Annotated in this window: 15 protein-coding genes; 12 read left to right on the top strand and 3 right to left on the bottom strand. The window is 66.8% G+C overall.

What is annotated here, in order from left to right; genetic code table 11:
• The first annotated feature begins 166 nt into the window (after positions 1-166).
• The gene (locus FS885_RS05475) at positions 167-1,603 is read left to right on the top strand and encodes a pyridoxal phosphate-dependent decarboxylase family protein (RefSeq protein ID WP_144744073.1); all 1,437 of its coding nucleotides are present in this window, start codon (positions 167-169) and stop codon (positions 1,601-1,603) included.
• Between the two features lie 9 nt (positions 1,604-1,612).
• Here the strand turns inward: FS885_RS05475 and FS885_RS05470 are convergent, their stop codons facing one another.
• Positions 1,613-3,505, bottom strand: a complete 1,893-nt coding sequence (locus FS885_RS05470; RefSeq protein WP_144744072.1) for a BglG family transcription antiterminator — start codon at positions 3,503-3,505, stop codon at positions 1,613-1,615.
• 225 nt (positions 3,506-3,730) lie between these two features.
• Here FS885_RS05470 and FS885_RS05465 point away from each other — a divergent pair, with 225 nt between their 5' ends.
• The 6 genes from FS885_RS05465 (at position 3,731) to FS885_RS05440 (ending at position 12,779) form a co-directional block, all read left to right on the top strand.
• The gene (locus FS885_RS05465; RefSeq protein WP_144744071.1) at positions 3,731-4,063 is read left to right on the top strand and encodes a PTS lactose/cellobiose transporter subunit IIA; all 333 of its coding nucleotides are present in this window, start codon (positions 3,731-3,733) and stop codon (positions 4,061-4,063) included.
• Positions 4,053-5,447 (top strand): glycoside hydrolase family 1 protein, encoded by a 1,395-nt coding sequence (locus FS885_RS05460; protein ID WP_144744070.1) that lies wholly within the window; start codon positions 4,053-4,055, stop codon positions 5,445-5,447. The genes FS885_RS05465 and FS885_RS05460 overlap by 11 nt, the downstream gene beginning before the upstream one ends.
• Before the next feature lie 3 nt (positions 5,448-5,450).
• The gene (locus tag FS885_RS05455) at positions 5,451-6,767 is read left to right on the top strand and encodes a PTS sugar transporter subunit IIC (RefSeq protein WP_144744069.1); all 1,317 of its coding nucleotides are present in this window, start codon (positions 5,451-5,453) and stop codon (positions 6,765-6,767) included.
• A gap of 74 nt (positions 6,768-6,841) precedes the next feature.
• Positions 6,842-7,144: a PTS sugar transporter subunit IIB gene (locus FS885_RS05450; protein ID WP_144744068.1), complete on the top strand. Its 303-nt coding sequence runs from the start codon at positions 6,842-6,844 to the stop codon at positions 7,142-7,144.
• A 293-nt stretch (positions 7,145-7,437) separates the two neighbouring features.
• Complete coding sequence (locus FS885_RS05445) at positions 7,438-8,142, top strand: TetR/AcrR family transcriptional regulator (protein WP_144744066.1); 705 nt, start codon at positions 7,438-7,440, stop codon at positions 8,140-8,142.
• Entirely contained in the window at positions 8,139-12,779 is a 4,641-nt protein-coding gene (locus FS885_RS05440) for a 2-hydroxyacyl-CoA dehydratase (RefSeq protein WP_144744064.1), read from the top strand. The genes FS885_RS05445 and FS885_RS05440 overlap by 4 nt, the downstream gene beginning before the upstream one ends.
• Positions 12,780-13,387: 608 nt before the next feature.
• Here FS885_RS05440 and FS885_RS05435 read toward each other — a convergent pair.
• Positions 13,388-14,566 (bottom strand): N-acetylglucosamine-6-phosphate deacetylase, encoded by a 1,179-nt coding sequence (locus FS885_RS05435; protein WP_144744063.1) that lies wholly within the window; start codon positions 14,564-14,566, stop codon positions 13,388-13,390.
• Positions 14,567-14,817: 251 nt separating this feature from the next.
• The gene (locus FS885_RS05430; protein WP_144744062.1) at positions 14,818-15,603 is read right to left on the bottom strand and encodes a type III pantothenate kinase; all 786 of its coding nucleotides are present in this window, start codon (positions 15,601-15,603) and stop codon (positions 14,818-14,820) included.
• A 183-nt stretch (positions 15,604-15,786) separates the two neighbouring features.
• Between FS885_RS05430 and FS885_RS05425 the strand changes: the two genes are divergently transcribed.
• From FS885_RS05425 to glmM, 5 genes are all read left to right on the top strand, one after another.
• Positions 15,787-17,496 carry an OPT/YSL family transporter gene (locus FS885_RS05425; RefSeq protein WP_144744061.1) on the top strand — a complete coding sequence of 570 codons (1,710 nt, stop codon included), beginning with the start codon at positions 15,787-15,789 and terminating at the stop codon, positions 17,494-17,496.
• Between the two features lie 118 nt (positions 17,497-17,614).
• Positions 17,615-19,861, top strand: a complete 2,247-nt coding sequence (locus FS885_RS05420; protein WP_186365791.1) for a DUF6020 family protein — start codon at positions 17,615-17,617, stop codon at positions 19,859-19,861.
• Between the two features lie 267 nt (positions 19,862-20,128).
• A complete protein-coding gene (locus FS885_RS05415; protein WP_102372740.1) occupies positions 20,129-20,413 on the top strand; it encodes a NifU family protein in 285 nt (94 codons plus the stop codon).
• 9 nt (positions 20,414-20,422) lie between these two features.
• On the top strand, positions 20,423-21,244 hold the full coding sequence (gene lgt, locus FS885_RS05410) for a prolipoprotein diacylglyceryl transferase (RefSeq protein WP_144744060.1): 822 nt from the start codon (positions 20,423-20,425) through the stop codon (positions 21,242-21,244).
• 115 nt (positions 21,245-21,359) lie between these two features.
• Positions 21,360-22,700 (top strand): phosphoglucosamine mutase, encoded by a 1,341-nt coding sequence (gene glmM / locus FS885_RS05405; RefSeq protein WP_144744059.1) that lies wholly within the window; start codon positions 21,360-21,362, stop codon positions 22,698-22,700.
• Positions 22,701-23,157 lie beyond the last annotated feature (457 nt).

The following is a 23,157-nucleotide window of genomic DNA, read 5'->3' as shown; positions in this document are numbered from 1 at the left end:
CACCTCACGTTTCCGCGACGGCATGCTGCCGTCCTGCTTGCTATAAGCAACGCTTATCCGGTTATGAGCACTATCAATTATACAAATAGCGCGCACCGTGGCAGCATTACCGGTGGATGGATCCAAAGGCCGCGCGAGCGGTCTGCCCCGGGGGAGAGGACGCTGCATGTACACCCGCAGGAACGATATGGAGCAGGACGTCGAGCGCGCGGCCGTGCGCTTCGTGTGCGACCTGTTCGAGCGCAACCGCAAGCTCTCCGAGGGCCCGGTGATCGACGAGGTCGATGACGAGGCGCTGTGCGAGGTCGAGGCGATGGGCATCCCCGCCGAGGGACGCCCGCTCGAGGACGTGGTCCTCGACATGGAGCACGACGTCATCGGCTACGGCTACAACTGCGACCACGCCCGTTTCATGGGCATGGTGCCCGGGCCCACCTCGGCGGTCTCGTGGCTCGGCGACATGATCGCGGCGGGCTACAACCGCCATGCCGGCGGCGTGGCCAACTACCCGGCCGGCTGCCGCGCCGAGCAGGTGCTCCTGCGCTGGCTCTGCGACCGCGCGGGCTTCCCCGAGACGGCGACGGGCGTGTTCACCTCGGGCGGCTCCATGGCCAACATGACCGCCTCGATCGCCGCGCGCGACGCCAAGCTCCCGCAGGACCGCTGGGGCGACGGCGTGGCCTACATCTCCGAGCAGACGCACAGCTCGGCGGCCAAGGGGCTCCACATGATCGGCGTGCCGGACGCCCGCATCCGCAAGATCGCCGTCGACGCCGACCTGCGCATGCGCACCGACGAGCTCGAGCGCGCCATCGTCGAGGACGAGCGGGCCGGCCTGCGTCCCTTCCTCGTGATCGCGACGGCGGGCACCACCAACACCGGTGCCGTGGACCCGCTCCGCGCCATCGCGGGCATCGCCCGTGCGCACGACATGTGGATGCACGTCGACGGCGCCTTCGGCGCATCGGTACTGCTCACGCGCTACCGCGACCTGCTCGACGGCGTGGAGCTCGCGGACTCGCTCACGTGGGACGCCCACAAGTGGCTCTTCCAGACCTACTCGTGCGGCATGGTGCTCGTGCGCGATGCCCGCGACCTGCTGCGCAGCTTCGCCACGCACCCCGAGTACCTGAAGGACCTCGAGGAGTCGGCGGACGCGGACGCCCTCATCAACCCCTGGGAGCTGAGCCCGGAGCTCACACGGCCCGCGCGCGGCATCAAGCTCTGGTTCACCCTGCAGGTCATGGGCGCCGACGGCATGGCCCGCTCCATCGAGCACGGCTTCGACCTCGCGCGCTGGGCCGAGGACGAGCTGCGCCGCACGCCCGCGGCCGAGGTCGTCACGCCGGCGCAGATGGCCATGTGCACGTTCCGCTTCCGCCCGGAGGGCGTCGACGACGCCAGGCTCGACGAGCTCAACCAGCGCGTGTCGCAGCGCATGCTCGCGAGCGGGTACGCGGGCATCTTCACGACGGAGATCGGCGGCAAGAAGGTACTGCGCATCTGCGCGATCCACCCGCGCACGTCCGAGCAGGAGATGCGCGAGGTCATCCGGCGCCTCGCCGCGCTCGCCGAGGACGAGGCGGCCTCACTGCGCGGCTAGCGCCACGCGTCAGTCGTAGACGAGCCGCTCGAGGAACTCGCCGAGCGTCTGCGCTCCGGCGAGCCGGTGGGCGCGCTGCTTGTCGCAGAGCGCCCGCACCACGGTGTTGTAGATCTCCATGAAGCGCTTGCGGTCCTCGTGGCACACGGCGATCATGAGCACGATGTGCACCGTCTCGCCGCCCCAGGCGACGCCCTCCTCGCTCAGCAGCACCGCCACCATCGTGCGCTCCGCGCTCATCTCGAGCGCGTGGGGGATCGCGAACAGCCCGAAGAACGAGGTCGGCGACATCTCCTCACGCATGAACACCGAGGCGATGAAGGTCTCGTCGACGATGCCCATATCGATGAGCTGCTTGCCGAGGAAGCGGATCGCCTCGTCCTGCGAGACGATGTCGCGCCGCGTGAAGAGCCGCTCGTCGAAGAACGGCTCGAGCAGCGCCTTGGTGCGCTCGGCGTTGCGCTCGCGCAGGCGGATGCCCACGGCGTTCTCGATCTTCAAGTAGTCGGACGGCGTGAAGAAGGGCGAGACGAACACCACGTTGTGCAGGGGCAGCGGCTTGTTGCGGGTGGTCACCACGATGTCGGCGTCCGCGATGACGTCGCGGTCGGGGTGCACGGGGTCGTAGTCGAGCACGGTCGCCACGTCGGCGAACCGGCGCTCGATCTCCTCGCGGATGCGCTCCGCGACGCCCTGGTAGCGGTCGCAGACGAGCGCGATCCGCACCTTCTTCTCGGCGGTCATGTTCTCGATGAGCAGGCCCACGTGGATGCAGATGAACCCCGTCTCGCCGTCGGTGATCTCGATGCCGAAGGCGTCGGCGAGGCGCTTCGAGATGAGCAGCGAGAGCTCGTAGACGAACGGGCAGTTCATCTTGACGTTCTCGAGGATCTCGGTATCGGTGATCGGGATGGCCTCGGTGCGCTCGATGAGCGCCTTGATGTGCATCGAGAAGTTGTAGAGCGACTGCGAGAAGCCGATGTGGAGCTGGAAGGCGTCGAACACCTCGTTGACGATGCGCTCGACGGTGGTCACGAGCTCCGAGACCTCGAGGTCGCGGGCCGGCGCGGCGGGGTGCTCCTTGGGCTCGATCTGGCCGGTGAGCAGCGACGCGAGGTAATCGATGTCGCCGGTGTCGGGGGCGATGCGCTGGCGCTCGGAGCACGCGCGGCAGATCTCGCATGCGATGGCGTGCTCGACGCCCTCGCGGCGGTCGCTTGCGGGCTGCTCGGTGATGTAGGAGTCCGAGCGCATGCGGTAGAGGGCGACCGCCATGTTGGCGATGAGGTTCTGGGTGTAGCCGGTCTTGATGCGGAAGCCCTGGCCGTCGACGGCGTCGAGGACGATCTGCTTCAGGGCCTCGATATCCAGGCCGTCAAAGTACGCGGCGAGCCGGTCCCATGACGAGAACGAGGTGGTCGCCTCGTCCACGAGCAGGCGCCCGATGAGCGCGCGCTTGTCGGTCTCGCGCCCCTCGATGCGAAGCTTGTTGCGATGGCGCGTGAGCTTGAGGCGGTAGCGCTCGAGCTCGGGTCGGAGCCGCCGCACGCTCCGCTCGAGCACCGGCGTGCTCACGTAGAGCGCCTCGGAGAGGTCGTCGATGTCCATGGGGTCGTCGCTTTGGGTGAGGGCCTTGAGGAGCGCGTGGTCGACCGGCGTGCTCTCGGGCTCCGACTGGGCGAGCCTCGCCTCCTCGAGCCAGGGGCCGTCAAGCGAGGAGGGCTTGATGCGGTAGCCGCGATACGAGCTCTCCACTTCGATGCCCAGCCGGTTGATCTGGGCGATCTCGCGCTGGACGGTGCGCGTCGAGCTGCCGAGCTCAAGCGCGATGTCGGCGCCGGTCACGGGGCCGTTCGCGGCGAGGATGACGGAGAGGATCTGCCTCTGTCTGTCGCTCAGCATCCGGCCCCTCCTTTTCCAATCGGTTAATTATGCATAAGAATGCATGATACGCCCTCGATATGAACGGCCATGGAACGATAATCACCTAGTTTGTAAACCGTCGCAACGCGGATTTGGCGGGACTCCCCGCCACGGGCGATTAGGCGCAAGCCGCCCCGGTGGCATACATTCCAACCATCGAGAGCTCGATGACGGACAGGATTCGGTAACGAAAGGAGGTGGCCCATGGACAAGGAGGCAGTGCAGATGATGTCGTTCGAGCTCGTGGCTCACGCGGGCGAGGCGACGGCGCACTTCACCGACGCGATCAAGTACGCGCGCGAGGGCGACTTCGAGGCGGTGGACCGCGAGATCAAGGCCGGCGACGCCGAGATCCTCGAGGCCCATCACTCCCAGACCGATCTTCTGCGGTGCGAGGTCACCGGCGAGGACATCGACTTCAGCCTGCTGCTCGTGCATGCGCAGGACCACCTGATGACCACCATCGTGTTCGAGCGCGTGGCCAAGGAGCTGATCGAGGTGTATCGGGAGCTTAGGGAGTTGCGCCATGCCGAGTAAGTTTCTCTGGGGCAGCGCGACCGCTGCCTACCAATGCGAGGGAGCCTGGCAGGAGGGCGGCAAGGGCCTCTCCAACTGGGACGCCTTCTGCCATAGCGACAAGAACGTCGTGAACCCCGTCACGGCCGACGTCACGTGCGACCACTACCACCGCTATGAGGAGGACATCCGCATGATGGCGGAGGGCGGGCAGAACGCCTACCGCTTCTCCATCGCGTGGACGCGCATCATCCCCGACGGCGTGGGCGAGGTCAGCGAGGAGGGTGTCGCGTTCTACAACCGCCTCATCGACTGCTGCCTCGAGCACGGCATCGAGCCTTTGGTGACGCTCTACCACTACGACCTGCCGCAGACGCTCTTCGAGCGCGGCGGGTGGGAGAACCGCGAGACCTGCGAGGCGTACGCCGCCTACGCGAAGGTCTGCTTCGACCGCTTCGGCGACCGCGTCAAGCTGTGGGCGACCATCAACGAGCCCAACTACGAGACGCAGTGCTGCTACGCGGTGGGCAACTACCCGCCCAACGTCCAGGACCTCGGCCGCCGCTGGTGTGCCATGTACCATCTGCTGCTCGCGAGCGCCATGGGCGTGCGGGTGTTCCGCGAGGGCGGCTACCAGGGCAAGATCGGTCTGGTGAGCGACTCGTACTCCATCGAGATCCTGAAGGACACGCCCGAGTACCGCGCCGCGCAGGAGAACGCCGAGTACTTCTACAACCGCTGTGTGAACGATACCTGCGTCCTCGGCGTCATGCCGCAGGGCTTCATCGACCGCATCGTGGCCGATGGCTGCGACCGCAGCTACGCCCTTCCCGGCGACGAGGAGATTTTCCGTGCCGGCACCGTCGACTACCTCGGCGTGAACGCCTACTCGCGCTACCTCGTGAAGCCCTACACCTCCGGCGAGACCTGCCTCAAGGCGAGCAACACCGGCAAGAAGGGCGACCGCTCCACCGCGGTGGTGAAGAACTGGTTCGAGCTCGACCGCGACGACTCCGTCCCCAAGAACGACTGGGACATGGAGCTCTACCCCAAGTCGCTCTACAACCTGCTCAAGCGACTCGAGGAGCTCTACCCGGGCACGACCTTCTACATCACCGAGAACGGTATGGGCTACAAGGACGTCCTCGAGGAGGACGGTACCGTGCACGACCCGTACCGCATCGAGTTCCTTCAGGGGTTCGTCGACTGGATGCTCAAGGCGCGCGACGAGGGCGTGGACGTCCGCGGCTACTTCGTCTGGTCGACGATGGACGTGTACAGCTGGATCAACGGGTACGCCAAGCGCTACGGCCTGGTCTACATCGACTACGATCACGGCAACACGCGCATCCCTAAGGATAGTTACTACTGGTACCAGAAGCTCATCAAGGAAAAGGAGGAGTAGAGGATGGAGAAATTCACCGCTTGGGTCGAGAAGACCGTCGCCCCGGTTGCCGGCCGTCTTGGCGCCAACCGCTACATCCAGGCGATTCAGAGCACGTTTCTGACGCTGATCCCGTTCATGACGATCGGCTCGATGGTCCTCGTCATCATCTCGCCGCCCATGGACTACACCACCATGGATCCCGGTTTCGCCCAGTCGTTCATGCAGGGGTGGGCGGCGCTCGCGCAGTTCCTGTACCTGCCCTTCACCATCATCAACATGGTGACGACGGGCTGCTTGGCCATCTGGGTCTCCGCGGGTCTCGCGTTCTTCCTGTCGCGCCACTACAAGATGAACTCGTACCTGCCGATTGCGGTGTCGGTCGCGAGCTTCTTCGCGACGGCGATCATCGACGTCGAGGGCGCCTTCTCGACTGGTTATTTCGGCGGTACGGGTCTGTTCTGTGCCATTGTGGTCTCGATTCTTTCGCTAGAGCTGTTCCGCTGGCTTTGCGACAACAAGGTTGGTCGCATCAACCTGCCCGGTATGGTCCCTCCTGCGCTGAGCGATTCCATGGCGCACCTGGCGCCCGTCGCCATCGTCCTGCTCGTTGTCGGTGTCGGTGGCGCCGTGACACTGCAGCTCACCGCCGCGCCGCTTGCTAACCTCATCGCGACGATCGTCTCGCCGCTTGTCGGCGCTGTCGACAGCCCGTGGGGCGTCATGCTCATCGGTTTCCTCATGCCGTTCTTCTTCTGGTTCGGCATCCACGATTCCGTGCTCACGAGCCCGCTCGATCCGTTCGTCTACGCGAATCTCTACGCCAACATGGACGCCTATGCTGCCGGCGTTGCCGCCACCGCGTTGCCGCACGTGGTCGCTCCGCCGTTCCTGTGGTACTTCATGACCATCGGCGGCAACGGCGCCACGCTCGCTCTTGCGCTGCTGTGCTTGGCGAGTCGTTCGAAGCAGGTCAGCGCCATTGGCAAGCTCGGCATCGTGCCCGTGTGCTTCGGCGTGAACGAGCCGATCATCTTCGGCTTGCCCGTGATGTACAACCCGCTCATGTTCATCCCGTCGATTCTGAACATGGTGCTCAACGCCGGCATCACCTACTTTGCGATGGACTTTGGTCTGGTAAACAAGGTGTTCGCCTATCCCGGCTGGAACGTTCCCGCGCCTATCGGTGCGTTCCTTTCCACGATGGATATTCGTGCGGTAGTGCTCATCGTGGTGCTGATCCTCGTCAACCTGCTCGTATACTATCCGTTCTTCCGGGCATACGAAAAGAAGAAGCTTGCCGAGGAAGCCGAGACGGCTCCAGAGCCTGCTGAGGCATAATGACAAGTCAAGGCTGGTAAGCGCATTCCGCGGCGTAAGCCGCGGAATGGTCTAAGACAAGGGAGGATTACGCTATGAAGTGGATGCTTTGCTGCTATGCTGGCATGACTACGAGCCTGCTCGCGGTCAAGCTCGAGGAGGAGACCGCTGCGCGCGAGCTGGATGTCCAGATCACGGCGACGGCGATTGCCGAAGCAGAATCGAGCCTTGATGGCGTCTCTGCTGTATTGCTCGGGCCGCATGTTCGGTTCTCAGAAGATACCATCCGCAAGGCTGCCGGTCCGGATTTACCAATCTACGTGATCAAGCCACAGGATTTCGGCACGATGAACGTCAAGGCGATCGTTGACGACGTGTTGGCACTGCTTCCCGCGTAGCCTTCCCCAAGCCCCCGCCCGGGCAGGGGCGGGTACTCCCCACCCGTCGCGCGGGCGATGATAGCCCCTTCTAACGCAAGGCCGGTGCACCTCCATGCACCGGCCTTTTCGTGTGGACGGCACCTGGGGCGGCGCTTCCCGGCGTCGTTTCGGCCGCGGGTGGGCGCGCCCTCCGTAAGGGATCCCTGACAGTTGTGGATACCCTGCGGTGGTGCGCCTCTATTACACGCGGCGTGCAATAATACACACCGAGTGAAGGAATGGGCCTTCACCGGATGCGAAACGGATAGCCTATGCCCACAGGGAACGGCACCGCCCCGGCCAAGAGCGACCGGCGGAGCCTCCGCAGCCAGCACCTGTTGCGCCAGGCGCTCGCCGCCGAGCTCAACGCGGGCGAGGACCTCACGCGGGTCACGGTCGCGGCGCTCGCCGAGCGCGCCGGACTCACGCGCCGGACGTTCTACAGCCACTACCGCGACATCCCGGATTTCATCGAGCAGGTCGAGGCGTGCATCCTCGACACGATCCGCGAGCGCATCGCGGGCGTGACGGCGCGCGACTTAGCGTCGCTCTACCGCAGCATCGACGAGCTCGAGCCCGCGCCGGGCACGGTGGAGCTGCTCGACTACCTCAGGCGCGACGCCGACATCATCGGGGCGCTTCTGGGCCCGGGCGGCGACCCGGCGTTCGTGCAGCGCCTCATGGACATCGCGCGCGAGACGGTCGCCGAGCGCATGAAGACCGGCATCTTCCCGGGCGCCCTGGGCACCTTCTTCGATTACTACCTCACCTACGTGGTCGCCGCCGAGGTCGGCGTCGTGCAGCGCTGGTTCGCCAGCGGCCTCAAGGAGAGCCCCGAGACGATGGCGCGCATCATGACCGTCATCGCCTTCGTGCGCCCCGGCGACCTCTACGGCATGCCCATCGACATCAACGTGCCGGAATACGGCATGAAGCTGCTCAGCCTGCAACTCGAGAACGAGGGGAACCGACTATGAACGAAGAGATCAAGCAGGGCGCCGTCCCCGAGGGCGCGATCTGGAATCCCGAGAACGCGACCGGTGGGCTGCACCTCGGCATCGACGTGGGCTCGACCACCGTCAAGCTCGCGGTGCTGAACGACGACAACAAGATCGTCTACGCCAAGTACCAGCGCCACCATACCGACGTGCGCGCCTGCGCGCGCGACCTCTTCGTCGGCGCGGCGGGCGTGCTGCCCGAGGCGCAGATGACCTGCGCCATCACCGGCTCGGGCGGCCTTCTGCTCTCGCAGTGGCTGGGGCTCGAGTTCGTGCAGGAGGTCATCGCGAGCAAGCGCGCCGTGGAGACCCTCATCCCCGCCACCGACGTCGCCATCGAGCTCGGCGGCGAGGACGCGAAGATCATCTACTTCGACCAGGGCATCGAGCAGCGCATGAACGGCACGTGCGCCGGCGGCACGGGCGCCTTCATCGACCAGATGGCGACCCTTCTGCACACGGACGCGAGCGGCCTGAACGAGCTCGCGAAGGGCGCCAACACCATCTACCCCATCGCGAGCCGCTGCGGCGTGTTCGCCAAGTCCGACGTCCAGCCGCTCCTCAACGAGGGCGCGCGCCAGGAGGACGTGGCGGCCTCGATCTTCCAGGCCGTGGTGACCCAGACGATCTCGGGCCTCGCCTGCGGCCGCCCCATCCGCGGCAACGTCGCCTTCCTGGGCGGCCCGCTCCAGTACCTCTCGGAGCTGCGCCGCCGCTTCTACCTCACCCTCGAGCTCGACGAGGAGCACCGCATCGTGCCCGACAACGCGCACCTCTTCGTGGCGTCGGGTGCCGCCATGGCGCACGAGTCGATGAAGCTCTCGACCTTCCCCGAGCTCATCGCCGCCATCGACGCGCTCGGCGACACGCAGGGCTCCGAGGTCGCGCGCCTGGATCCGCTCTTCGCCGATGACGAGGCCTACCGTGCGTTCAAGGAGCGCCACGACCGCGAGGTCGTGCCGCGCGGCGACCTCGAGCACTACCGCGGCCGCGTGTTCATCGGCCTCGACGCCGGGTCCACGACCATGAAGGCCGCGATGGTGGGCGAGGACGGGCAGCTGCTCTACACCTGGTACGGCAGCAACAACGGCGACATCCTGGGCACCGCCAAGGGCATCATGGCCGATTTCTACGCGCACATCCCGGAGGGCTGCACCATCGGGCACGTGACCACGACGGGCTACGGCGAGGCCCTGCTCATCGAGGCGCTCAAGGCCGACTCGGGCGAGATCGAGACCGTGGCGCACCTGCGCGGCGCCCGCGCGTTTCTGCCCGGGGTCCAGTTCATCCTGGACATCGGCGGCCAGGACATGAAGTGCCTGCGCGTCGCCGACGGCGTTATCGAGCACATCATGCTCAACGAGGCCTGCTCCTCGGGCTGCGGCAGCTTCATCGAGAGCTTCGCCGTGTCCATGGACATGGGCGTCGAGCGGTTCGCGCAGGAGGCGATCCGCGCCAAGAGCCCGGTCGATCTGGGCAGCCGCTGCACGGTCTTCATGAACTCCCGCGTGAAGCAGGCGCAGAAGGAGGGCGCCACGGTGGGCGACATCGCGGCGGGCCTCTCGTACTCCGTCATCAAGAACGCGCTCTTCAAGGTCATCAAGCTGCGCGACCCCAAGGAGATCGGCGACCAGGTGATCGTCCAGGGCGGCACGTTCATGAGCGACGCGACGCTGCGCGCCTTCGAGCTCCTCACCGGTGTGGACGCCGTGCGCCCCGACATCGCGGGCTGCATGGGCGCCTACGGCGCGGCGCTCCTCGCGCGCGACCGCGCCGGTAAGGACGGCACCTCGGCGATCCTCTCGGCCGACGAGATCGCCGCGCTCACGGTGACCCAGCGCCACGCGCGCTGCGGCCGCTGCTCCAACAACTGCCAACTCACCATCAACGACTTCGGCGGCGGCCGTCGCTTCATCACCGGCAACCGCTGCGAGAAGGGCGCGGGCAACCACGGCAAGAAGCAGCAGGTCCCCAACCTCTTCGCCGCGAAGAACGAGCTGCTCTTCGACCGCCCGGTGCTCGCTGAGGAGGACGCGCCCCGCGGCACCGTGGGCATCCCGCGCGCCCTCAACATGTACGAGAACTACCCGTTCTGGCACGCGTTCTTCACCAAGCTCGGCTTCCGCGTGGTGCTCTCGGACGATTCGAGCAAGAAGACCTACGAGGCGGGCATCGAGTCCATGCCGAGCGAGAGCGTCTGCTACCCGGCGAAGCTCTCCCACGGGCACGTGATGAACCTCATCGACAAGGACGTCGACTTCATCTGGATGCCCTGCATCCGCTGGGAGCGCAAGGAGGACCCGGCGGCGGGCAACTGCTACAACTGCCCGATCGTCATGAGCTACCCCACGGCGCTGGGACTCAACATCGACGAGATCGCGAGCGAGGACGTCGAGTTCATGTACCCGTTCGTGCCCTACCACGACAAGATCGAGCTCAAGCGGCGCCTCTACGAGCTCATCGCCGTCGAGCGCGTGAAGGACGCCGAGGAGGGCCGCGGCCGCGTGCGCGGGCCCAAGATCACCCGCGGCGAGATCGACGCCGCCGTGAACGCCGCCTACGAGGAGGATGCCCGGTTCCACGAGCGCATCCAGACCATGGGCGAGGAGACGCTCCGCTGGATCGAGAAGCACGGCGGGCACGGCATCGTGCTCGCGGGGCGCCCCTACCACAACGACCCCGAGATCAACCACGCCCTGCCCGAGCTCATCACGAGCTTCGGCTTCGCGGTGCTCACGGAGGACTCCGTGGCGCACCTCGTCCGCCCCGACCGCCCCATCCGCGTCGTCGACCAGTGGATGTTCCACAGCCGCCTCTACCGCGCGGCGAAGCTCGTGACGCTACGCAACGACCTCGATCTCATCCAGCTGAACTCCTTCGGCTGCGGCCTCGATGCGCTCACCACCGACCAGGTGCAGGAGATCCTCGAGGGCTCCGGCAAGATCTACACGGTGCTCAAGATCGACGAGGTCTCGAACCTCGGCGCGGCACGCATCCGCATCCGCTCGCTCATGGCGGCGCTCAAGGACCAGGCCGCCGAGCGCGCCGCCGAGGCGGCTGCCGCGGGCGAGGCCTTCAAGCAGGGCGACGCCGCCCCCGTCGGGCCGAGCGAGGACGCGCCAGCGTTCTCCACGCACAAGTACGCGCTCGCCGCCCAGCGCCGCGCCAACTCGGCGGCGTTTCCCAAGGTGCCGTTCACCGAGGAGATGCGCGAGGCGGGCTACACCATCCTCTGCCCGCAGATGGCCCCCATCCACTTCGACCTGGTCAAGGAGGTCATGAAGGCCGCCGGCTACAACTTCGTGCTGCTGCCCTCCACCGACCGCGGCGCCGTCGAGGCGGGCCTGCGCTACGTCAACAACGACATCTGCTACCCGTCGATCCTCGTGACCGGCCAGATCATGGAGGCTATCGAGAGCGGGAGGTACGACCTTAACAAGACCGCCGTCATCATCTCCCAGACCGGCGGCGGCTGCCGCGCCACCAACTACATCGCGCTCATCCGCAAGGCGCTGCGCGAGAGCGGCAACCCCCAGATCCCCGTCATCAGCCTCTCGGCGGTGAAGCTCGACGAGCAGAACCCGGGCTTCAAGCTGTCGCCGGGCCTGCTCAAGGCCGCCGTGTACTGCGTGCTCTTCGGCGACGTGATGATGCAGATGCTCTACCGCTGCCGTCCCTACGAGGCCGAGCCCGGCGCCGCCAACGCGCTCTTCGAGGAATACATGGACCGAGCCCGCAAGCTCGCGCCATCCTTCACGCGCCGGAGCTTCACTAAGCTCTCGCGCGAGGCGATCCGCGCCTTCGACACGATGCCGCTCGTGGGCGACGGCACCAAGCCGCGCGTCGGCGTGGTGGGCGAGATCCTCGTGAAGTTCCACCCCACGGCGAACAACCACGTGGTCGATGTCATCGAGCACGAGGGCTGCGAGGCCGTGGTGCCGGGCCTGCTCGACTTCTTCCTCTACTCCATGAGCAACGCCAAGGTGCAGAAGGACGAGCTCGGCAGCTCCGCCGCGTCGCGCGCCACCATGGACGCCGCGATCGGGCTCATCGACTGGATGCGCAAGCCCGTGGACGACCTGCTCGAGCGGAGCGCGCGCTTCGAGCGCCCCGAGCCCATCTCGGTCATGGCCGAGAAGGCAACCCAGGTGCTGTCGCTGTGCAACAACATGGGCGAGGGCTGGCTGCTCACCGCCGAGATGCTCGACCTCATCGACCACGGCGCGCCGAACATCATCTGCACGCAGCCGTTCGCCTGCCTGCCGAACCACGTGGTCGGCAAGTCCGTGATCAAGGAGCTCCGCCGCCTGCACCCCGAGAGCAACATCGTCGCCGTGGACTACGACCCCGGCGCCTCCGAGGTGAACCAGCTCAACCGCATCAAGCTCATGATCTCCGTGGCCAAGGAGAACATGCGCGCCGGCAAGGGCTTCGTCATGGAGAGCGTGAAGCCGCTCGCGATGGACGAGGTCGACCAGAAGTTCCGTCCGCATCACGATGACGACGCCGGGCACCCTGCCGCCTCCGGCACCTGCTCGACCTGCGGCGCCGTGGCCGACGATGCCGTCGCCGCCGTGGCGGAGCGCCTGGGCGAGGGCGTGGGTCCGCGCGAGTAGGTTCGCGACGGGCGCGGCGCGTGCACCGGGCGCGGCGCGCCGGACGCACGGCGCGCTCTAGGCTGGATTTGGAACACGGGGCATCCCACGGGGCGCCCCGTTTTCTCTAGGTGCCCGATACGGCTGCCCGGATAGGGTGGACCCCTCTGCCATTCGGTGAAAAAGTGTGCGCATGAGGCGCCGAAAAACCATCCGATTGAAAAATGAACGGCACAATTGGGCCGATGGGGGGTCCAGGCGGCTTTCTGAGATTGCTTTCGCAACATCATCGCAGGTAAAAGGCTCGGCCTTCGATGCGGCGGCCGTAGCGCCCCGAGCTATTTTATTCATTTTTCAATCGAATGGTTTTCCGTGACACTCGTCGTTCAATTGAACGTCGAATTGCGCAAAACGTGCCACTCGCCCTTCAAATGAAGAGCGAATGGCACAGGGCCTCGGCATCGGTAGCCTGGGGCATCGGGACCTGGGCATCGGGAATCTCAGTTGCAGCCGAGAGGTATGGAAGGGGTCGGGCGGCGGTGCGCCAAGGCATCCCGCCCCGAGCGTCCCGCCCCGTACCCGACCGCCCGTCGCCCTTGGTGCGCTGCTGCCGCCGGCAAGCACGCGCCCTATTTCGCCTCGTACACCGTCTCGCCCTTGATGATCGTGCGCAGCACGTGGAAGTCGCGGTCCATGAGGACGAGGTCGGCGAGGCGCCCGACCTCGATCTTGCCGCGGTCGGTTATCCCCAGGCACTTCGCGGGGCTCTCGAAGTACAGGCTCGCGGTGTCCTCGTGCGAGAGGCCCACTCCGTCGCGGCAGAGCTTCAGGATCTTGTCCCAGGTGTTGTCGCCGCCGCAGATGGTCCCGTCCTCGGCGGTGACGGTACCGTCCTTCACCACGATCGAGCCGTAGTAGGGCATGGTGTGGCGCCCCTCGCTCAGGCCGGACATGCAGGTCATGTCGGTGATGCCATAGCAGTGGCCGATGCCCTTGAGGCGGATGGCGAGCTTGATCCAATCCGAGGCGACGTGGTGGTTGTCGCAGGTGAGCTGCACGTCGATGCGGTCGTCGAGCAGGGCGCCGATGACCGGCCCGTTGATGCGATGGTGCATAGGCTGGAAGCAGTTGTAGAGGTGCGAGGTCTGGTCGAGGCCGTTATCCGCCGCCTCGCGCACCTGGTCGCTCGTGCAGTGCGTGTAGCAGACCTCGGCGTGCACGCCCTCGCCCGTGACCCAGCGGATCCATTCCATGGCTCCCGGCGCCTCGGGGGCGACGTTGATGAGCGCCACGTCCGAGAGGTCGCCGTCGGTCATGACGAGCGTGTTCTCGCGGGTGGGGAGCTGCGTGAACTCGGGGTTGTAGCAGGTGTGCTGGTCGGGGTTGGTGAACGGTCCCTCATAGTGCAAGAGGAACGGGTCGGCGCCCGTGACGGCACCCTCCTCGATCTCGCGGCGGACGGCGCGGATGCAGCGCGTGGAATAGCCGAGGTTCTCGAGCGTGGTGTCCGCCCCGAGCGTGGCGATGACGGAGGTCACGCCGGTGCGCGGCAGGCGCTCGCAGATCTCGCGGACCTGTTCCTCGCCGTGGCCGAGGTATTCCACGAGGCCGTTCTCGTAGAACGAGCGCCCGAAGCCGCCGTGGATGTGCGCATCGATGCCGCCCGGGTAGAGGTAGGCGCCTTGGGCGTCGATGGCATCGGGGTCGTCGATGTGCTCGGCGACGGCGGCGATGAGGCCGTCTTGGATCTGGACCTCCAGCGGGTGGAACGTCCCGTCGATGAACACCTGCGCGTTCGAGATCTTCATGCCGTGCCTCCTCGATGTCGTGCGGAGCCGTCTCGGCTCCGGTCAGCTCGATTCTAGGAAGGGCCGCGAGCAGCGGTCAAGCGAGTTGTATGGGGTTGTATTGCGCTCCGGCGAGCGGTGCAAGGCAGGACGCGAGTGGCGCGAGGCGGGACGCGAGCGGCTGCTCTGCATCGGCGGGCGGCGCGGTGCGGCGAAGGCCGGTGACGGCCGGTGCTCCAGGGCCCCGCGGAGCCCGCGCGTCGAGGGGCGCCTCAGCGCTTCTTGCGGTTGAGCTGCCAGATAAGGGCGAGCCCGCGCAGGGTGAGGGTCTCGTCCACCGCGGCGTCGTGCCTGAGCAACGCGGCGATCTCGCTCGCCCCGTTGCCGGTGATCACGATGGGCGGCTCGGCGCCGAGCTCGCCTGCGATGGCGTCGATGAGGCCGTCGATGCGCGCCGCCTCGCCGAGCACCACGCCCGACTGCATGGCCGTCTGCGTGCTGCGGCCGATGACCCGATCGGGCGCTTGCAGCTCGATCATGGGCAGGCGTGCCGCCGCCTGAGCGAGCGAGCGCGCACCGAGCGCGACGCCGGGGGCGATGATGCCGCCCGCGAAGGCTCCGCCGGCATCGATGACCTCGAAGTTCGTCGTCGTTCCCAGATCGATGGCGATCGCCGGCGAGCCGAAGGCGGCGCGCGTTGCCACTACGTCGGCGATGCGGTCGGGCCCGACCTCCGCGGGGTCGTCGTAGCGCATGCGCACACCGGTCTTGAGGCCCGGCCCCACGACAAGCGGCCGTGCGCCGCAGAGCTCGGCGAGCGCCCGGCGCCAGGCGTCGGTGAGCGCGGGGACCACGCACGAGAGGATGGCATCCGGGACGGGCACGGCGCCCATGGCCGCAAGTGCTTGCCCGGCTTGGATGCGCGCCTCGTCGGCCGTGATGCGCCCGGGTGTGGTGAGCTCGCAGGTGCCTAAGAGCTCGGGGTCGCCTGCCTCGAGGGCGAACAGGCCGAATCGCGTGGTCGTGTTGCCGATGTCGACGGTGAGTACGCGGGACATGATGCTCCTTTTCGTCTGCGTGCAAGGAAAATGTACCACGGTGTCGGCGCGGGTCGCACCCTGTGCCCCCGCATGTTGCTTTTTCACGTACGGCTCCTTCGGCATCCGCGCTATAATCTGCCGCGTCCATGCCGTAACCCGACTCCCCGTCCGAGGGGGAGCGGATATACGAAGGAGCTTCATATGGCTATCTCGAGTGCCCGCGCGGGTCTGCGCGGGCAGCTGAGTGCAGCCGGTATCCTGATCGGTGCCGTCGGCTGCGTCATCATCACGGCCTCATCGGTCTACACCGCCCTCAAGATGGGCGCCCTGCCGTGGCCGACGATCTTCACCTCCATCACCGCCCTCGTGCTTTTGCGCGCCGTGGGCAAGACGAGCCTCAACGAGGCCAACATCACGCAGGTCATCATGTCCGCCGGCTCCATGGTGGCGGGCGGCATCGCGTTCACCGTCCCCGGCATCTGGATCTTGGGCCTCGCGGACGAGGTGAGCTGGCAGGAGATGCTCAGCGTCGCACTCGCGGGAACGCTTCTGGGGCTCGTGTGCACGGCGCTCATCCGCAAGCGCTTCGTGGACGAGAGCGACCTGGAGTACCCCATCGGCACAGCGGCGGCCGAGACCCTGCTCGCGAGCACCGCGGGCGGCAAGACGGGCAGGAGGCTCTTCGGCTCCATGGCGTTCGCCGGCGCGTGGTGCGTCGCGCGCGACGTGCTCGGACTCATCCCGGCGCTCGTCGCCACCCTGCCCGTACCCGGCGTGAGCTTCGGCATCCAGGCGTCGCCGATGCGCCTTTCCGTGGGCTTCCTCGTGGGCGGCAGGTCGGTCGCCTGGTGGATGGTCGGCGCTGTTCTGGGGAGCTTCGGCATCGTCATGGGCGGTACCGCGGCGGGCCTGTGGGATACCGCCGGCGCCCAGGGCATCGTGAGCAGCCTCGGCATGGGGCTCATGATGGGCTCCGGCTTCGGCGTGGTGATAAAGGACATCGCGCTGCCGCTCGCGCGCAGGCGCCGCATGCGCGGGGAGAAGGAGGCGCGCGGCTCGGCGCCGGAGCCGGCTCCGGGCGCGTCCCGCCCGGAGCCCGTCCGCCTCACCGACGCCTTCTCGCGCCTGGACGCGGGGCTGCTCGCCCTCTTCGTCGCCGCGGCGGCGCTCATCTGCTGCATCGCGCTCGGCCTCGAGCCGCTGGTCGCCGTCGCGATCGTCGCGCTCTCCTTCGTGACCGCGGTCATGAGCGCGCAGTCCGTGGGCCAGTCGGGCATCGACCCCATGGAGATCTTCGGCCTCATCGTGCTGCTCTTCGTGGCGGCGTTCTCGCGCACCTCGCAGGTGCAGCTCTTCTTCGTGGCGGGGATCATCGCCGTCGCGTGCGGGCTCGCCGGCGACGTGATGAGCGACTTCAAGACTGGCCAGATCATCGGGACGGACCCGCGTACGCTCTGGGTCGGCCAGGTCATCGGCGCGCTCATCGGCGCCGTCGTCGCGGTCGCGGTCATGGTCGCGCTCGCCGCCGCCTACGGGACGGATGCGTTCGGGCCCGAGGGCACGTTCATCGCGGCCCAGGCGAACGTCGTCGCGACGATGGTCGCCGGCATCCCGAGCGTCCCGGCGTTCGCGGCGGCGCGCGCGGGCGGTGCTGCGCTCTACTGCGCGGGCATCCCGGCGATGATGCTCGGCCTCGGGGTGTACCTGCCGTTCTACATGTCGCTCACCACGGGTGTCGGCGCGCTTGTCCGCGTGGCGTTCGACCGGGTGCGCGCGGAACGCGGCGGCGACGCGGCGGCGAAGGACCTCGACGAGACCGGTGCGGTCGTCGCCTCGGGTGTGCTCGGCGGTGAGTCGATCGTCGGCGTCATCATCGCGTTCGCGAGCGTGGCGAACGGGCTCATGGGGTAACGGCGTCGTAGCGCCGTGTTATGATCTTTCGGGCGTCCCGATGCTAGCGGGGCCTGTTGGTTTGGCTTGATTCCGTTCTGGCGATCCCTCCTATCGGGGGAGGATCGACCGGGGGGTTATGTCTGAGAAGGACCCTGCGCGTCTCGGGCAGCGCTGCGTTGCCGCGCTGCTCGCTATCTGGTGCTCGTTGGGTGTCTCCATCGACCTTGCGGGCGCGCCATACGAGGAGGTTCGCGCGCTGTTCGGCGATGTTCACGGCGCGGCGTATATCGCGGCGGAGGTGCTCTGCTCGCTGCCCGAACGGGACGAGTCGATCCTCGTTCTGCTCGTCGCCATCCTCCTGTACCGCCCGTTTCTCGCGCTGTCGGGCGGCTTGAGGCGCGCCGCGGCGGGCGGCGCCGCGGCTTGGCTGGTCGGTGCGCTCTTCGCGGCGGCGCTGCTCTTCGGGCGCAGCTTCGATGAGGCGGGGACCGCTGCCTATGTGACCGGCGGGATCTCCGAGGCTGTCCGGTCCACGATGTTCTTCACGAGTTGGCTGTTGCTTGCCCGCGGTGGTGTCTGTCTGCTGTTCTCGTGGGTCGATGGGGTACTGGGGCGTGGGCGCGACGGTTGTTTTTTTGATCGCGCGTTCGATGGTGTCGGCGCTTGCACGAGGCACCTCTCTCCCTTGATCGCTCGGGGGTGCGCGCTCTTCGACCGGCATCCGTTCGCCGGCCCCGCGGTCGTGCTCACCATCGCATGGTTGCCGGTGCTTATCGGTTATGCGCCGGCCCTCTTCATGTGGGATACGGATACGCAGATCCTCCAGTGGTTCGGCCTTCCCAACCACATCAGCTCCTCGGTGCACCTGATCGACCCCGACGTGCTGCTCACCCAGCATCATCCGCCGTTGCACACAGCGATCGTCGGCCTGTGCGTGCAGGCGGGCCTCGCGCTCGCGGGCAGCGAGAACGTGGGGATCTTCCTGTATGCGCTCGTCCAATGGACGGTCGACATCGGTGCCTTGGCTTGGGCGATCCGCATGGCCGGTCTCATGGGTTCGCCGCGTTGCATGCGCTTCACGGTGCTCGCGTACTTGGTGGCCGTTCCCGCGTTCTCGAACTACAGCGTTCTCGTCACCAAGGACGTGCTGTTCGCGGCGTCCCTCCTCGTGTTCGTTATGGAGCTCGCATTCGTTATCCGTGCGGGCGTCTCGACGGGGCGGGGAGGAGCGCGGTGCGGTGCCGACCGGCATCGCGTCAGGCCCGTCGGAAGCGGTGCGTGGGCGGCAGGGGGCGGCAGCGCGGACCCGGTGCTCGATACTGCGGTTCCCGCGCGCCACGCCGTGATCCTGGCGGTGTCGGCCTTGGCGACGGCTCTTTTGCGGAATGGCGCTATAGCGGTGGTGGCTGTCGCCTGCGCGGCTGCGCTCGCGATTGTGCTCAGGTCCCCCGCTGCACGCCGGGCCGTCCTCGCGGCGTTCGGGCTCGCCGCCGGAGTGATGCTCGCGCTTGCGTGCGTTGTCTACCCGGCGCTCTCGATTGCGCCTGCCAGCGAGCGCGAGATGCTTTCCATTCCGGCGCAGCAGGTGGCCCGCTTCATGCGCGACCATCCGGCCCGGGTCTCGCGCGATGAGTTCGACGTCGTTGACGCCGTGTTCGACGCGAGCGGGCTGGCTGCAATCTATGAACCAGGCAGATCCGATCCGGTTAAGGCGACGTTTCGCGAAACGGCGAGCGAGGATGACCTGCACCGCTTCTGGGAGCTGTGGGAGCGATGGCTTGTCGAGGACCCCGGGTGCTTCGCTGAGGCGACGGCGGCGAACTATTACGGCTATTTCTACGCGGGCCATGCCATGAGCTGGAGCTATACCTCGTATTCCAGCGGTGTCGCCATGGCGAACACGGTGACGGACTGGTTCAAGTCGGGTATCGCTCGGTATTTCTCGTTCGAGCCGGCGGATAACCCCGTCTCCCGCGCGCTCGATGCCGCCTGCTCGGGATATAGGCTGCTGTTCCAGCGGCTTCCGCCGCTCACGCTCACCATGCGGGCTGCGCTCTACGACTGGGCGCTCGTGGCGGCGTCGGCATATGCCGTTTCGCGCCACAGGTCCGATCTCGCTCCGCTGCTGATCGCTGCTTGGGCGGTGCTCGCCATCTCGCTCGTGGGGCCCTGCAACGCGACCACCTATTTTCGCTACGTCTATCCTGTCGCCCTGATCGTCCCGTTCGTCTGCGCGATGTTGTTCGCCGGTCTCGATCGTACGGATGGCTCCGATTATCGCGCGTCCCTGCGTCGGGCGCGCGATCGGGTGGCCCTCGTGCGCTCCCGACAGCGCGTTCGGTGCACCCGATTTCACGTTAGGTGCAAAGTTCCAGCGAAATAATACTCGGGCGGCGGCTATTCTCCAGCCGTTTTGCACCTAACGGGTTTTCGGCTGCACCTAACGGGATCGAGGCCGGGCCCAACGGGATCGAGGCCGGGCCCAACGGGCTTCCGGCTGCGCTCGCCAGCCCCTCCCCGCCTTCGATGCCCCCCTTCGGTTGCGGATAGTGGGTGCGCGGCGCGTAAAATGCGGGTATACTGCGTGCAGTTATCGCGACGAATGCGCGGCCTGCGGTCTCACTGCGGCGCGGCGCTGAAAGGAACCACCATGGCAGTGAATGAAGAGCTGCTCAAGCAGGTGCTCGAGCAGATCCGCCCCAACCTCCAGGGCGACGGCGGCGATATGGAGTTCGTGGGCGTCGACGAGGACGGCGTGGTCTCGCTGGAGCTCCAGGGCGCCTGCGCCGGCTGCCCCATGAGCCAGCTGACCCTCTCGATGGGCATCGAGCGCGTGCTCAAGGAGCACGTCCCCGGCGTGACCCGCGTCGTCGCGGTGAACGACCTGGGCCAGGGCGGCTTCGGCGACCTCTACGACGAGTACGCCCCGTTCTAGCGGCCTGCCGTGCTTACCGAGATCTATCAGAGCATCGACCCGGTGGCGCTCGCCATCGGGCCGATCACCATCTACTGGTACGGCCTCGCCTACGTGGTGGGGGCCATCCTCACCGGCATCGTGATGTGGCGCACCCAGCGGCGCTGGGGGTTCAAGATCTCCGCCGACGACCTCATGACGGTCGTCTTCGGTGTGATGATAGGGCTCGTGATCGGCGCGCGCCTGTTCTACGTCGTGTTCTACGGCGACGGCTACTACTGGACGCACCCGGCCGAGATCCTCATGACCAACCACGGGGGCATGAGCTTCCACGGTGGCCTGGTGGGCGGCATCATAGGCGGCGTCGTGGCGTGCCGCGTGTGCAGGCTCTCCGCCTGGACCGTCGCCGACCTCGCCGCCATCGGCGTGCCCGTGGCGCTCTGCCTCGGGCGCTGCGCGAACTTCGTGAACGGCGAGCTCTGGGGCAAGCCGACCGACCTGCCCTGGGGCGTGGTCTTCGGCGGGGCGGCGGGCGATATGCCGCGCCATCCCTCCCAGCTCTACGAGGCCTTCCTCGAGGGCGTCGTCCTCTTCGTAATCCTGCAGGCCATGAGCCGCCGCAAGCCGCCGCTCCCGCAGGGCACGTACATGGGCGCGTTCATCTTGGGTTACGGCATCGTGCGCTTCCTCATCGAGTTTGTGCGCGTCCCCGACGCTCAGCTCGGCTACATCCTGGGCGGCGTCATCACCATGGGGCAGCTGCTCTCGCTGCCGCTCGTCCTCGCGGGTGCGGGCCTTATCGCCTACGCCCTGCGCGCCAAGCGGCCGCAGCGCGACTACCTCGGAGCGTGATGCGCTTCCGTATCTGGTGAGGTATGGTGAATTCTTCTTCCCGTTCGCATGACTGGTACTGAAAATAGGTACCATGTCCGCGTGGCACCTGCTACCGATTGGGAAGGTTCAAACGATGAAGTACTTCGGCACCGATGGTTTCCGCGGCCGCGCCAACGAGGGGCTCACGGTCGACCATGCATTCAAGATCGGTAAGTTCGTCGGCTGGTACTACGGGCTGCGCCAGGGGCGCAAGGCCAAGGCCGTCATCGGCAAGGACACGCGCCGCTCGAGCTACATGTTCGAGAACGCGCTCGTGGCGGGCCTCGTCGCCGCCGGCGCAGACGCCTACGTGCTCCGCGTGACCACCACGCCGTCGGTGAGCTACGTGGTGCGCCACGGCGACTTCGACTGCGGCATCATGATCACCGCGAGCCACAACCCCTACCACGACAACGGCATCAAGCTCATCGACTCCGGCGGCTACAAGATGGCGCCCGAGGTCCTGGAGCAGGTCGAGGCCTACATCGACGGCGAGATCGACGTGCCGCTCGCCACGGGCGAGCACATCGGCCGCGCGGTCGACTACGTCGAGGGCCGCAACCGCTACATCGCCTCGCTCATCGCGTCGGCCAAGTTCACGCTCCAGGGCTATCGCATCGCGCTCGACTGCGCGAACGGCGCCTCCACGCCCATCGCCCCGGGCGTGTTCCGCGCGCTCGGCGCCGACGTGCACGTCATCTCCGACGAGCCCGACGGCTTCAATATCAACGTGGGCTGCGGCTCCACGCACATCGAGCGCCTCCAGGCGTTCGTCCGCGAGGAGGGCCTCGACGTGGGCTTCGCCTACGACGGCGACGCCGACCGATGCATCGCGGTCGACGAGTACGGCAACGTCTGCGACGGCGACACGATCATGTACGTGTGCGGCGCGCACATGGCGTCCAAGGGCGAGCTCGCCGGCAACACCGTCGTCGCCACGGTCATGAGCAACATCGGCCTGTTCAAGGCCCTCGACAAGCTCGGCATCTCCTACGAGAAGACCAACGTGGGCGACAAGTACGTCGCCGCCTGCATGCAGGAGCACGGCTACTCGCTCGGCGGCGAGCAGAGCGGCCACATGATCTTCTCGGCCTACAGCGCCACGGGCGACGGCGTGAACACGAGCCTGCGCGTCATGCAGACCATGATCGAGACGGGCAAGACCCTAGGCGAGCTCGCCGAGCCGCTCACCATCTACCCGCAGCTGCTCAAGAACGTGCCGGTTTCCGACAAGAACGCCGTCATGGAGAACGAGGCCGTGAAGGCCGCGACCGCATCGGTCGAGACCGCGCTCGAGGGCGAGGGTCGCGCGCTCGTGCGCGCGAGCGGCACCGAGCCTCTGGTTCGCGTGATGGTTGAGGCGCCGACGATCGAGGTCTGCGAGCGCTACGTCGACGAGGTCGTGCGCGTCATCGAGTCGGTCGACAAGGCGTAAGGCCGCATCGCTCGAGACGAGGGCAATAGGGTGGCCCCCCCTTACGGAATGGGGTCTTGTACGCGGGTTGCCGCGCCACTAGACGACAACTCGGCGGGAAACCGGTGTTTCCCGTCGAGTTTTCCGTATAATGGGGATGTAACATGCAGCGGTAACCATTACCGTTGCACGTGTTACCCGCTTACCTTAGATGCTCCCGAGAGGAGATCGTTGAGAAGATGCCCGGCCCGCTAGACGATTCATCCACAGCCCCGTACTACATCCAGATTGTAGGCAACATCCGCTACGACATCGACTCCGGTAAGCTCCGCGAAGGCGACAAGCTGCCGAGCCTTGATTATCAACTTTATCCGAACACCTCCCACATTCATCCGCACATGTGCGGATGAATGTGGGAACCCGATACCCTGAGGGCCGGATCGGCCGGCCCCGGGAGATCGGAGGACGGCATGTCCGG

Source organism: Enorma burkinafasonensis, from assembly GCF_902150035.1.
Lineage (GTDB): Bacteria > Actinomycetota > Coriobacteriia > Coriobacteriales > Coriobacteriaceae > Enorma > Enorma burkinafasonensis.
The sequence above is the reverse complement of the archived record's forward strand: the minus strand, read 5'-3'. Positions and strand labels throughout refer to the sequence as shown.

What these genes read in the sequence shown, in the direction of transcription:
- FS885_RS05460 (WP_144744070.1), top strand. Translation starts at nt 4,053, where the DNA reads ATGCCGAGTAAGTTTCTCTGGGGCAGCGCGACCGCTGCCTACCAATGC.
- FS885_RS05445 (WP_144744066.1), top strand. Translation starts at nt 7,438, where the DNA reads ATGCCCACAGGGAACGGCACCGCCCCGGCCAAGAGCGACCGGCGGAGC.
- FS885_RS05470 (WP_144744072.1), bottom strand. Translation starts at nt 3,505, where the DNA reads ATGCTGAGCGACAGACAGAGGCAGATCCTCTCCGTCATCCTCGCCGCG.
- FS885_RS05435 (WP_144744063.1), bottom strand. Translation starts at nt 14,566, where the DNA reads ATGAAGATCTCGAACGCGCAGGTGTTCATCGACGGGACGTTCCACCCG.
- FS885_RS05420 (WP_186365791.1), top strand. Translation starts at nt 17,615, where the DNA reads ATGTCTGAGAAGGACCCTGCGCGTCTCGGGCAGCGCTGCGTTGCCGCG.
- glmM (WP_144744059.1), top strand. Translation starts at nt 21,360, where the DNA reads ATGAAGTACTTCGGCACCGATGGTTTCCGCGGCCGCGCCAACGAGGGG.
- FS885_RS05430 (WP_144744062.1), bottom strand. Translation starts at nt 15,603, where the DNA reads ATGTCCCGCGTACTCACCGTCGACATCGGCAACACGACCACGCGATTC.
- FS885_RS05415 (WP_102372740.1), top strand. Translation starts at nt 20,129, where the DNA reads ATGGCAGTGAATGAAGAGCTGCTCAAGCAGGTGCTCGAGCAGATCCGC.
- FS885_RS05465 (WP_144744071.1), top strand. Translation starts at nt 3,731, where the DNA reads ATGGACAAGGAGGCAGTGCAGATGATGTCGTTCGAGCTCGTGGCTCAC.
- FS885_RS05440 (WP_144744064.1), top strand. Translation starts at nt 8,139, where the DNA reads ATGAACGAAGAGATCAAGCAGGGCGCCGTCCCCGAGGGCGCGATCTGG.
- FS885_RS05450 (WP_144744068.1), top strand. Translation starts at nt 6,842, where the DNA reads ATGAAGTGGATGCTTTGCTGCTATGCTGGCATGACTACGAGCCTGCTC.
- FS885_RS05455 (WP_144744069.1), top strand. Translation starts at nt 5,451, where the DNA reads ATGGAGAAATTCACCGCTTGGGTCGAGAAGACCGTCGCCCCGGTTGCC.
- FS885_RS05475 (WP_144744073.1), top strand. Translation starts at nt 167, where the DNA reads ATGTACACCCGCAGGAACGATATGGAGCAGGACGTCGAGCGCGCGGCC.
- FS885_RS05425 (WP_144744061.1), top strand. Translation starts at nt 15,787, where the DNA reads ATGGCTATCTCGAGTGCCCGCGCGGGTCTGCGCGGGCAGCTGAGTGCA.